Source organism: Streptomyces sp. SID3343 (assembly GCF_009865215.1).
Lineage (GTDB): Bacteria > Actinomycetota > Actinomycetes > Streptomycetales > Streptomycetaceae > Embleya.
This window is the reverse complement of record NZ_WWJX01001439.1, coordinates 1-11592: the sequence shown is the minus strand read 5'-3', so window position 1 is coordinate 11592 and position 11592 is coordinate 1. Positions and strand designations below refer to the sequence as shown.

Genomic DNA, 11592 nt, shown 5'->3' with positions numbered 1-11592 from the left:
TCGACGGGGACCGAGCCCCGCCGGCGAGGTTCTCATTCCGGTGGCGCCGCCAGGGGACGAGCCTCCAGGGCGCGGGCCACGCCGACGAGGTTGGCGGCCATCGCGCGTCCGGTCTTGTGGGCCCACGCGTGACCGCGTTCGTCCTCGACGTAGTCCGGCCCCGGGCCCGGGCCGAGGTGCCAGTACGTCCATGCCTGCCCCGGAATGGTGTACCCGATGTCGGCGAGCGCACCGGTGATCTCGCTGATCACGTGGTGCGCGCCGTCCTCGTCCCCCGGGCTCGCGCGGCGACGGGCTCACCTGATGTCGCCGGCCGTTCTCAGCTGCGACGGTATTCGGCCACCGCGGCGAGCCAATCCCGGTACGCGGCGTTGGCAGACTCCAGCTTTCGAGGGGCGATCGAGGGGTCCTTGGCACGTGTATACGCGTCGTAGCACAGCGTCGTATAGGCCGACACATGCGCGTCGACGGCCCGCGCGAACAATGCCCCCTCGACGGGGGCGGCGTTGCGCCACTTTCCCGCGAATGTCAGCGTGTCCGCGGCCGATTGCGGACACGACTTACTCCGGGCGGCCAATTCGTCGCGAATGTCGGCGAGGAACCGGTCGATCGTCTCGGCACCGACCCGGCCGACCCGGCCGTCCCGATCGCCGGCACCGCTGTCCCCGGCACCGCTGTCCCCGGCACCGCTGTCGCCGGCACACGCCGCAGTGCCGAACGTGAGAAACGCGAAAATCAGGACGGCCGCCGCCCCGGTTCGATTCCCGACCACCTGGCCACCCGTCTGTCATGGGGACATTTCGTCCGGCCGTCAGCGTAGGGCCCACGACACCTCGCCCACGATCCCCCGATCGAGTGCTTCCGACCCGCCGCCGACGAGTTTCGCCTCGTCGGGGGGGTGGTGCGCAGTTGTCGGAGGTTGACCGCACGGCCGCGCACAGCAGCGGATCCCCGTCCGGGGAGCACCCGGCGGGACGCGGCACGATCGCCGGCGAGTGCCGCGAAAGCCGGTTCGAGGCGACGAGGCCAGGTGGCGGCCACCGGTCGGGTACGCGGTGTCCGGGCGGCACCGGGCCCGGCGGGTGAGGCCGAACTCGCGGAGTGGGGCGGCCCTTGCGGTGTCTGATCGCAGCGGACGGCTGCGTACCGCGAGCGACGACCGGTCGGGCAACGTCGCCGTCGTGGTAGGCGCGTACCGACCTCGAGGTTCGGCGCTTGAGGAGTACTCGATTCAGGCAGCCGCCTACCGCTCGTGCGTCGGGCCTCGGCCGGGGCCGTGCACCAGGCAGTCGGCAGCGTGCGGATTCTCCTCGCCGGCGAGGGTGTTGATCTCCGCGCGGAGGCGGGGATCGCCGTCCAGGCGACCCAGGATGAACACCCGGTTCTTCCCGTGCGCCACGTCGTTTCGGTATTCGGCGATGTGCGGGGCCGCGTCCTCGACCAGTTCCGTCAGTACCTCCTCGACGAAGCAGAACGGGCATTCGTGCGCGAGCCTGACCCGCGGAGGCAGCGCTGGGCCGTCGGGGGTCGCGGGCAATCCGCCCAGGATGACCGTGCCGTTTCGCGCGACACCGAAGAGAATGCTGTCGGCCGTGTCCGGTCGAGTAGCCGCCGCGATCCGCAGCCTCAGTCGCGTGGGGTCGACGACGGATCCCCTTTTTCCGGTGAACGCACTCACGGCGGCGGAGATCCCCAACCCGATCCCGAACAGCGGAATGACGGCGAGCAGACCCCAGCCGATGATCAACAGCCGGCCGTGGCCCTCCTCGGAGCCCACGGTCAGCGTCCCACCCAGCCAAAAGCCCGCCCCGACCACATCCCGGATCCGAGGTTTGTCACCTCTCCATATCGGCACCAGCACCCGCAGCAGGGACCACGCGGCGAGGACCGGGAGGCAGATCAAACCGATCGTGCTCAGGACGCCCACTCTGTGCTCCCACTTTCCGGCATGCCCGCCCTCGGTATGTCGAGTCGATTGGAGAGCACTCGGCGACGCACGTCAACGTACTCGGCAAGACTGCCTCGAAAAACTTCGAGAGCCGAGGACGACGGCGGCCCACCGGTCATCGCTTCACCGAACCGCTGTGCCCGGCCAGCGAGTTGCCGTCCGACCCGGTGCCCACGGCAACGGCGGCGGCTCGGCGGCCCTCGGCGGTCGCCGCGGTGTGTCCGGGAAGGGTGCGCACAGGTTTGTGCCGTCGATCGGTTCGCACCCCGTACTGCGTGTGTCGTCGAGAGCGGTGGTGGCCAAGGGAGTTCGAGCGGGATGGACATGGCTCGTCGATCGGACCTCACCAAGTCGGCGTTTTCGGCGGCGCTACGACCTAGAGTTCGGAACGGCTGGGCGGAGTTCGGTAGACGAGCGTGCGTGGAGAGCTACATCGGCGTCGACGTGCCGGTGCATTCGGCCGCCAAACGGTCGAACGGCGACGGCGACGGCGGCAACGACGACAACGGCGACGGCCATCGGTCGGAGTTTCCTGCGTCCGGCTGCGGCACGGTCGGAACGCGTGTCATCCACAAGGGTCGAGGGAATGCTCGCAGGACACAGGCCGGCGGCGGCGACGAGGGGGACGTCGAAGTGATGGAACTGTGCAGAGATGCCGTGTTGGTGGTGCCGGGGATCATGGGTACCGCCCTGTGGGACACGAAAGACGAGCGGTGGGCGTGGGGTTCGGGTGGTGCCTTCCTGCGCAGTTGGTTCACGGGTGGGCCGATGAAGGCGTTGCGGTTGGCACCCGGCGAATGGAACGACCGCAACCCCAGGATCGTTCCGCGCGGTCTGGTCACCGGCCCGGTGTGGCTACCGGAGTTGCGAGGTTTGGAGCCGTATACCGCTCTGCTGCGGGCCATTCGCCAAGTGGTCGCCCATCCGGCGGCGTTGCAGGCTTTTCCGTACGACTGGCGGCTCCCGGTGAGTCTGAACGCCGCCTTGTTGGGCGAGGCGGCGCAGCGGCACTTGGAGGCTTGGCGCTGTCGCCCGGAGGCGAGCGCGGATGCGAAGATCCTCATCGTCGCCCATTCGATGGGCGGGCTCTTGGCGCGCCATCTGACCGGGCGGCTGGGCGGGGCGGAGTACGTCCGCCGAACCATTGCCGTGGGCACCCCGTTTCAGGGTTCGGTGAAAGCGGCCCTGATGCTCAATCAAGGCCGGGGCGCCCCCCTTCCCCGTCGGCGGCTGCGGAAGTTGGCGGTCACTCTTCCCGCTGTCCACGACTTGTTGCCGTCGTATCGCTGCGTGATCACCGGAGGGAAGGCGCGGCAACTGGGCCTGGCCGACATCGTGGACCTGGGCGGTGATCCGCATCTGGCCAAGCTCAGCCTGGACGCGCGTGCGCAGCCGGCCGAGGCCGGCGTCGACGCTCTGCGCACCATCGTGGGGTTGGGGCAGCCCACCGCCCAGTCCCTGTTCCTTCGCGACGGGGTCGTGACCGGCGTGAACGCCCTCGACGCGGACGGCGGCGGCGACGCGGTGAACCGAGACGGTGACGAAACCGTCTACAGCGAGTCCGCCGCCGGCGGAGTGGAACCGAGCCTCTTCGTGTGCCAAACGCACGGCGGTTTGGCCGGCCACCCGGAGGTGGCGTTCGACATCGCCGCCAGGCTCGTTCGACGTCGCTCCGGTGCGCCCTTGGGGCAACGACCTCAACCACTGGGTCTGGTCCTTCCGGATGCCGTTCCGGCGAACGTCTCGTTCACCGTGCGGGTGCACGGCCCCCTCGACCCGGCCGGTCTCAGGGTGTGGGCTCAGGAGTGCGACACAAATCGGCAGGCGGCCGTGTGTCGTGCCCTGCGTGTGTCTGCCGGGGGCACCGCACCGGACGACGGGCCCGGCGTGGTCGGCGACCTCGTCCTGCCCCGCCCCGGCCTGTACCGGGTGTTGGTCAAGCGCGGAGCGCCCTCCCCGGTGAGTCAGCTCGTGATGGCCCTGCCCGGCGCCGTGTTCGAGGACACCCGGGCCGACGGATGAACGACGGGCGCTCGCCGAGCCTTTCGGGCGGTTCGTTCGACGTCTTCCCGGTGGTTGTGGACCGATACGTCGACCTGGAGCCGCTGCCCGAAGCCCGTGGTGTGGCCGATGAGGTGGTGACCCTTCTGGCGAGTCTGGGTGGCGTCGAACAACCGTGGGCGATGGACGGGCCGCCGGGACACGATGCCGTGCTGGCGCGCTTGGCGCAGTGGTCCGATCCGCCCGCGGCGCGCAGTTCGGTGTTGCTGTGGCTGGGGCACGGGGAGTCCGACGGTACGTCGGCGTGGCTGGCGGTACACGGGTCCCGTGCTCCCATGCGTGGCAACGGCACCGCGCTGAATCCGGTGACCTTCGCGGAACACCTGACCGCGGAGTGGCTGCGACGTGGCGTGGATCCGGGTGCATGGACGCTGGTCGTCATCGAGGCGTGTGGGGCGGCGACTTTCGTGCGCAACCTCGCTCGGGAGTTGTACGGCTACGACACCCCACCCGACCGGCTGGCCCTGGTGGGAGTGGGCGCGGATGCCGGGGAGGCGCGCCTGGGCGAGTTCGCGAGGGCGCTGCGCGAAGCCCTGGGCTCCTATACCGACCTGGACACCCGCATCCGGATCCGTGACCTGGTCGAGCGGTTGCGGGATCGGCTCGCGCCGGGCCGGGCCATCGAGACGGACTTCACCGGCGCGATGGACCTCGTCCGGCCGGGGCTGCCGGTCCTGGGCGGGGGCACCACCGTGGAGGAGTACACGGAGTTGCGCGCTGCTCTGGGCGCCCTTCCGGAGGACGAGCGCGGTCACTTCCTTCCTCGGGCCCGGGGCGGCGAAGGAGGGGAGATCGCCTGGTACTTCACCGGGCGGGCGGAGGAACAGCGGCACATCGCGCAGTGGCTGCGCCGCGGCACCGCCGAGCATCCTGCGAGGGACGCGCCGAGTGGGGCATCCGGAGCGGGGATGCTGGTGGTGACCGGCCGCCCGGGTGCGGGGAAGTCCGCGTTGCTCGGCCAGGTCGTGGTGCAGTCCGATCCGAACGTGCGCAGGTTGTTGGCGAAAAGTGGGCTCCTGCCGGAGGTCGCGGACCGGATGCGTCCGCCGGATCACGCGTTCGACGTCGTGGTGCACCTGGCAGGCCTGACGGTGTCTCAGCTCGTGGCGCGCATCGACAGCGCGCTGGATGCCCCACGAGTCGGTGACACCCGGGGGGCCGGAGCCGCGGAGCCCGCGGCCTCGGTGAAGGTTTCGGCGGACTCGGCGCACGCGGCGCACTCGCCCCCGCGCTCGCCCCACTCGCCGCCCGATGTGGAACACCTTTTGGCGCGACTGGCCGGTCGGGGCAGCCCTTTCACCATCCTGCTCGATGCGTTGGACGAAGCCGTCGAACCCGTCGCGGTGGCCGAGTCCGTGCTTCGCCGGATGGCGGCGATTCCCTGCTGCCGGCTCGTGGTCGGTACGCGCGCTTCCTCGACAATCGGTCTCGACGATTGCGAGCCCGACTCCGTGGACGAGGATCTGCTCGACGCCCTCGGCGGGGCCGACAAGCTCACCGTCATCCGGGTGGAGCGGGACCCGGAGGCCGTTTTCGGCTACGTGCGTGCCCGGCTCGGTTCGCTCGGCGAGGCCGGACAGGGGGGCGGTCGTTTCACCGACGACGTCGTCACCGAGGTCGCCGAGTTGATTCGGGATCAAGACCGCGAGTTCCTTTTCGCCCGGCTTGCCGTGCACGAGATCGCAGCCCGGCCGATGTTGCTGGACGCGACGCGACGCCCCGCGCTGGAGGAACTGTTGTCGGGGGATCACCGTCGGCTGTTCGGCCATGCCGTGGCACGACTGGGCGGTCTCGCCGACGCCCACGAACCGCTGTTGCGCGCACTGGCCTTGGCACGCGGGCGCGGTATGCCGCGAGCCGACCGGATCTGGTCGACCGCAGCGACCGCGCTGGCCGCCCCGGGTATTCGAATCGGCGAGCGTGAGATCAGCCGACTGCTGGAGGACGCCGCGCCGTACGTCTCACTCGACGCCGAGCACGGCCAGACGGTCCATCGGCTGGCTCATCGCACTTTCCGGGAGTTCCTGTCCCCGCGCGCAGGTGACGGATGACGCCGCGGCGTTCGGGAGCGGAGCCGGTGCCCTCGGACAGGGCCTCTGCCACCGAGCGGCCGAACGCGGCCGTGGCACGCGCCCTCTTGGATCTGGCCGCCCAAGCTGCTCCGGGCAACCTGAACCCGTACCTCACGCACCACTTGGCGGGTCACGTCGCGACGGCGCGGGCCTGGAGCCTGCTGGAGTCCATGCCCTCGGTCCTCGACCGGCTCGCTCCCGACACGGTCGCCACCGAGGTCTTGGCCGGCGTCTTCGGCCGCAGCTCCCTGCCCGTCGGGGTAGCCGCGACAGCGGGGGAGGCACATCTGCTGTCCGTCACCCCATCCGCCGACCGCTCCCTCGTCCGCAACCTGGCCTCGTTGCGCTTCGCCGGACGCATGGCGACTCCGCCGGGCACGACCGAAGGGGTGTGGTGCGTACTCTGGGGCGAACTGCCCGGCCGGCCGTTGCACTTCGTACTCTCCGGACACCGGGGCGAGGTTACGGACGTGGTGCCGCTGGTCACGGCGGACCGGGGAACCCTGCTCGCCAGCGCTTCCGCGGACGCCACCATCCGGATCTGGGATCCCATGACGCTGCGTCAGATCGGCCCCCCGATCGTCGGTCACACCGCGGAGGTGCGCTCACTCGGCGTGTTGCCCACGGAGGACGGGGGGACTCTGCTGGTCAGTACCTCGGCCGATCGCACGATCCGAGTGTGGGACCCCCTCGCCGGGAGGCAGTTGCGTTGCGACCCCATGCCCTCCGAGCAGTTCTTCCTCCCCCACGTCCGGATGCTGAACCTGCCGGGCAGCCGACCGCTGATGGCACTCACCGACCTTCGCACGGTGCGTTTGTGGGACCCGCACACCGGCCGTGTGGTGGGCCGCCCGCTGAAGGGGCACACGGGCATGGTCACGGACATCGTCGCGGCGACGCTGCCGGACGGCCGCACCGTCGTGGCCACCAGCTGCCTCAACGACGACATTCTGCTGTGGGAGTGGGACGGCCGGGAACTGCGTCGAACGACCCGGTTGATGCGTCGAGTACGGCTGCGACACGACAGCGGGGTCACGTCACTGGTGGTGATCGTCCTGCCGGAAGGGGTCTACCTCGCCAGTCTCTCGGGCTCCGTCGTGCGGTCGTGGGAGTTGCCGCACGGTCGGCCGGCCGGAAAATCCGACGTCATCTCGGAAGGCGTCGGACTGGAGCCGAAAGGACGGCTCACCCTCGTACGCCCTCCCGACGGAAACCCCTTGCTGATCTTGGCCGCCACGGGTGGCGGCCGGCTTCTGGAACCGAGACCCGTGATCCCCGTGGGCCAACCGCTGAACGGCCACACGGGTGCCGTGACGTCCGCGTGCGCGCTGGAACTGGACGCCACGCGGGCCCTGGCCGTCACCGGCGGAGTGGACCACACGGTGCGTCTGTGGAATCTCTCCCGAACGTCGGTGCCCGGCGACGTCCCATCCCTGCACGAGCGCCGCGGATGGACCGAAGATGCGGCGATCATCCCGACACTCGACGGACGAGGTCGCCTGGCCATCGCCCATGTCCCGCACGCCGTACGCCAATTCGACCTCGACTCCGGTGAACTGGCGGGTCCCTTTCTTCCGATCATGGCGGAATGCCTGGCGGTACTGCCCGAACACGGCGACGGCATGCCCCGACTCGCCGTCGCCGACAGGAGCACGCACCGGATCGTCCTGTGGGACCCCGGTACGGGCCGGGAGACGGGACGCCTTCGCTACGAAGGCTCGGGGCCGATCACCGCAATGGTGGGCATCGCCGGGGAACACGGCAGTCCCCTGCTGGTGACCGCGTGCAGCGCCGAGCGAGGTCTGATCCGGGTCTGGGACACCGAAAGCGGCGAAGAACACGGACCTCCCCTGGTCGGTCACCACGCGCACATCCGCGAGTTCGCGGTCGCGGAACGGCGGGGTCTCGCCATCCTGGCGAGTGTCTGCAACGACGGGGCGTTGCGTCTGTGGGGGCCTCGCGAAGGTGTGACCGGGCCGATCCTCAACTCTGCCGAGAGCCCGGTGCTGTCGGTGACGGCCGTTCCACGCACCTGGGATCAGAGGGCCGCCCTCGTGTCGACCGGTGCGGACGGGACTCTGCGCGTGTGGGATCCGGTCTCCTGTCGGGAGACCACCGGTGCGGTTGGCCCCGCTGCCGGCCGTGATTCCCGCACGGCCGTCGTGCACGTCCCTCACGGCGGAACGGCCCTGGCCGTCGCCGGCCGCGGAATCCTGGAACTGTGGGACCCGCTCACCGGCACATTCCTGCACGCGGTGCCCTGTCCCCCGGCCTCCTCGGGATTCCTCCTGCGCAGCCACGGTGCGCAACTGGCCATCGTCGGGGGGCGGGGGGTCACGGTGTTGAAGCTTCAGGACAGCGCCCACAACCTGCGGATCGATCCGGGAGCCCGTCGTCCGCGCGATCGACGCCTGATCGACCTGTGGGCCGTGCGGAAGCCGCCGGACGGCATGCTCGATCGCCTGATTCGCGGCCACTGAATCGGGACACCGAACCTTGCCGCGTCACTGCCCGCCGGGGCCGGGCCGCGCAGGCTGTCGGCGGCGGACCGGATGCGTGTCGCGTCCCGGCCGACGAAAACGATGCGCCGGCAGGCGTCGATCAGGCGGCGTGCCGTCTGCCGGCCCGGGCCCGCGGCTTCGCCCCGTGACGACCGCGCTCCCGCTGCTCGACGACCGCGGTCCCGCTGCTCATTGCCGCTCCTCGTTCGCGGTGTCCTCGACGCCGGCGGCCTCGTCTGCCGGGCGGGGGGCGTCGATCACTGCGCGGAGAAGCGCGTGCAGGCGCAGTCTGCTCTCGTGGTCGAGACGGGCGAAGGGTGAATGGTCGGTGGTGTGCCGGATGACACGATCGCGTAGTGCGCACCCCTCGGGGGTGAGTTGGATGACCTTCGCGCGGCGATCGGTGGGGTGGGGCACACGGCGGACCAGGCCGCGCTTCTCCAGCCGGTCGATCATCGACGTCGCGGTCGACGCATCGCACTGCAAGAGGTCGGCCAGCCGGCGCGCGGTCATCTCCCGGCCGCGACTCAGCCTCCACAACGCATCGGTCTGGGTATCGGTCAGCCCCGCTTCCCGAGCCGGTTCCTTGAGGTCGGCGTGCACCTGGGTGCGGATCGCGAACAGGCAGTCGTGAAGCTCTTCGGTCAGCTGCCGATCATCCATGACCACCACGCTACATGGACAATCCAATGATTGGAGAGTCCATGTAGCACGTGGGGTCCTCGGTGTGGTGGACCGCCCCATGTGACGCTCAAGGCGCCCCGCCCTGCCGACTCCCGGGTGGCGTCGGCGAGCAGGACGCCGACTCGGGAGTTCTCGGTGCGTCCGGCGGCGCCGGTGTACTGCGGTGGCACGTCCGCGGGGAAGGCGGGGCCCTGCGTGCGCCCGGGAACGAGTTATGCGCCGTCGTCGACGTTGCGCAGGGAATGGATCATGCTCTTCAGGATTCGGAACGCGCCCGACTGCTCGGCCTCGGTCATGCCGGCCAGCATTCCGACCTCGACGGACCGGACCGCCGCGGACGCCTTCTCCAGGCTCCGTCGGCCGCGAGGTGTGAGCCGTGCGGGAAGTACCTTCCCGACGGCCGCCTCCGCGGGCCTGGTCACGTAGCCGTCTCTCTCCAGGGCCTGGAGCAGCACGTTCATCGATTGCCGTGTCACGAACGCGCCCCGCGCGAGCTCGGAGTTCGACAAGCCCGGTCGTTGAGCCAGCAACTCCAGGCAGGAGTAGTGCGTCACGGTCATCCCGAGCGGCCGCAGCACCTCCTCCATGGCTGCGCGCAGGGCGCTCGACGCCTCTTTCAGCAGGTAGCCCAGTGACGTCTCCAGGTCGACGCCCATACCTTTTTGACTCATGTCAGGATTCTGACATACATTGGTTCGTGTCAGGAACCTGACACGAACGGAAGGAGCATCGTCATGCCCGCCACCGGCCCCGACTTCGTCTCGCTCCAAGCGCGCGACCTCGACGCTTCGCAGGCGTTCTACGAGCAGTACCTCGGCCTCGTCCGCTCGCCGGCCGGGCCTCCGCACGCCGTCGTCTTCGAGACGAAGCCGATCGCGTTCGCGCTCCGCGACATCGTTCCCGGCACCGATCTCGCATCCGTTGCCCAGCCCGGCATCGGTGCCGCGATCTGGCTCCACGCCACCGACGTCCAGGCCATCCACGATGCTCTCGTCGCCGACGGTCACACCATCGTCTCCGCACCGATCGACGGCCCCTTCGGCCGGACGTTCACCTTCGCCGACCCCGACGGCTACCACGTCACTCTCCACGACCGCGCCTGATAGGCCCAACGCCACCGAACGATCACCGGGCCGGACGATCACCGGCCCTAAGACCGCAGCTGACACCCGGAGGCGCGAGAATCGGGGCGCCGGGCCGCTCGTCCGTCACCGAAGACGCTCTCCGACTCGACACCCGAGCCCGAGCCGGGGCGGGGCCGGGCCGGGAAAGACGGGCTCTACCTCGTGAGGGGCTCCACCCCGAGGAGGGCTGCGGTCCTGGTGTAGACGGTCCGGGCGAGAGCGTCGTTCAGGGCCAGGCGCGAAGGGGTGTCCGGCTGGGACTCGCTGAAGAAGCCGCCGCTGGGGCGCGGTGCGGGCGAGGCATCGGCGAGCCAGACCGGGGTCCGCACACCTTCGTCCGGGGTGATAGAGAACGGGCGGAACAGTGGGGCGGTCAGCCGCATCAGGCCGCCGGCGTTGCTGTTCATCGCGGTGCCCTTGACCATGCCGGGATCGGCGTTGTAGAGACTCATGCCGTCAGGCAGGCGGTGTGCGAGTTCTCGCGCGGCCAGGAGGCTGACGAGTTTGCTCGTCGCGTAGACGTTGATCTGGTTGTAGAAGCGCTTGCTCCACGATGTTCCCGCGACATCAGGGTCGGTGGCATCGAGCCTGCCGCGCTTTTCCACGAACGAGGACATGTTGATGATCCGCGCTTCGGGCGTGAGCACTCCCTCGGCCAGGAGGGCGTGGGTGAGCAGGAACGGGGCGTGGTGATTGAGCGCGTACGTGCGTTCCGCGCCGTCCGGCGTCTGCTCGTACCGGGGGAACGCCGCCCCTGCGTTGTTGACGAGGACGTCCACCCGGTGGCCGTCGGCGGCCAGTTCCGCCACCAATGCCCGTACCTGCGACCACTGTTCCAGGTCGGCGGTGTACGTCCTCGGCGGCGCCGCGTCACCACCCGCCGGGGCCGGGCCGCGCAGGCTCTCGGCGGCGGCCCGGGTGCGCGTCGCGTCCCGGCCGACGAGGACCACGCTCTGGCCTGCCCTGCTCAGGTGACGTGCCGTCACCAAACCCAGGCCGGAGGCTCCTCCCGTGATGACTGCGGTCTTGCTGCTCATCGCTGTCCTAACAAGTAGTCGCGAAGCTCCTCGGTCGGTTGCCGACCATCCATGACCATCACATTACATGGATAATCCAATTATTGGAAAGTCCATGCAACGCGGGGTGGGTCGTCCGCAGCCGCAGCGATCAGCCGGCGGGACGCGCGACTTCGGCACGACGGT

General features: G+C 69.9%; 9 protein-coding genes and 1 pseudogene. 4 read left to right on the top strand and 6 right to left on the bottom strand.

Annotated elements, in window-relative coordinates; translation table 11 throughout:
- Positions 1-32: 32 nt before the first annotated feature.
- From GT354_RS46005 to GT354_RS45995, 3 genes and pseudogenes are all read right to left on the bottom strand, one after another.
- Positions 33-275 (bottom strand): annotated as a pseudogene (locus GT354_RS46005) (flavodoxin family protein); the annotation flags it as partial.
- 44 nt (positions 276-319) lie between these two features.
- Complete coding sequence (locus GT354_RS46000; RefSeq protein WP_161363485.1) at positions 320-772, bottom strand: hypothetical protein; 453 nt, start codon at positions 770-772, stop codon at positions 320-322.
- A 471-nt stretch (positions 773-1243) separates the two neighbouring features.
- Complete coding sequence (locus GT354_RS45995) at positions 1244-1927, bottom strand: hypothetical protein (RefSeq protein ID WP_161363483.1); 684 nt, start codon at positions 1925-1927, stop codon at positions 1244-1246.
- Between the two features lie 441 nt (positions 1928-2368).
- Here GT354_RS45995 and GT354_RS45990 point away from each other — a divergent pair, with 441 nt between their 5' ends.
- From GT354_RS45990 to GT354_RS45980, 3 genes are all read left to right on the top strand, one after another.
- Positions 2369-3970, top strand: a complete 1602-nt coding sequence (locus GT354_RS45990) for a hypothetical protein (protein WP_161363481.1) — start codon at positions 2369-2371, stop codon at positions 3968-3970.
- Complete coding sequence (locus GT354_RS45985; RefSeq protein WP_161363479.1) at positions 3967-6060, top strand: hypothetical protein; 2094 nt, start codon at positions 3967-3969, stop codon at positions 6058-6060. The genes GT354_RS45990 and GT354_RS45985 overlap by 4 nt, the downstream gene beginning before the upstream one ends.
- 71 nt (positions 6061-6131) lie before the next feature.
- Complete coding sequence (locus tag GT354_RS45980) at positions 6132-8561, top strand: hypothetical protein (RefSeq protein ID WP_161363477.1); 2430 nt, start codon at positions 6132-6134, stop codon at positions 8559-8561.
- Between the two features lie 210 nt (positions 8562-8771).
- On the opposite strand, the gene GT354_RS45975 is transcribed toward GT354_RS45980, so the two are convergent.
- Both GT354_RS45975 and GT354_RS45970 read right to left on the bottom strand, forming a co-directional pair.
- Complete coding sequence (locus tag GT354_RS45975) at positions 8772-9245, bottom strand: MarR family transcriptional regulator (RefSeq protein ID WP_161363475.1); 474 nt, start codon at positions 9243-9245, stop codon at positions 8772-8774.
- A gap of 233 nt (positions 9246-9478) precedes the next feature.
- Positions 9479-9937: a MarR family transcriptional regulator gene (locus GT354_RS45970; RefSeq protein WP_161363472.1), complete on the bottom strand. Its 459-nt coding sequence runs from the start codon at positions 9935-9937 to the stop codon at positions 9479-9481.
- 63 nt (positions 9938-10000) lie between these two features.
- Here GT354_RS45970 and GT354_RS45965 point away from each other — a divergent pair, with 63 nt between their 5' ends.
- Positions 10001-10369: a VOC family protein gene (locus GT354_RS45965; RefSeq protein WP_161363471.1), complete on the top strand. Its 369-nt coding sequence runs from the start codon at positions 10001-10003 to the stop codon at positions 10367-10369.
- 176 nt (positions 10370-10545) lie between these two features.
- Here GT354_RS45965 and GT354_RS45960 read toward each other — a convergent pair whose 3' ends face one another.
- Positions 10546-11427: an SDR family NAD(P)-dependent oxidoreductase gene (locus tag GT354_RS45960; protein WP_161363469.1), complete on the bottom strand. Its 882-nt coding sequence runs from the start codon at positions 11425-11427 to the stop codon at positions 10546-10548.
- Positions 11428-11592 lie beyond the last annotated feature (165 nt).

Coding starts and splice junctions, on each gene's coding strand:
- GT354_RS45975 (WP_161363475.1), bottom strand. CDS start 9,245: ATGGATGATCGGCAGCTGACCGAAGAGCTTCACGACTGCCTGTTCGCG.
- GT354_RS45970 (WP_161363472.1), bottom strand. CDS start 9,937: ATGAGTCAAAAAGGTATGGGCGTCGACCTGGAGACGTCACTGGGCTAC.
- GT354_RS45960 (WP_161363469.1), bottom strand. CDS start 11,427: ATGAGCAGCAAGACCGCAGTCATCACGGGAGGAGCCTCCGGCCTGGGT.
- GT354_RS45965 (WP_161363471.1), top strand. CDS start 10,001: ATGCCCGCCACCGGCCCCGACTTCGTCTCGCTCCAAGCGCGCGACCTC.
- GT354_RS45985 (WP_161363479.1), top strand. CDS start 3,967: ATGAACGACGGGCGCTCGCCGAGCCTTTCGGGCGGTTCGTTCGACGTC.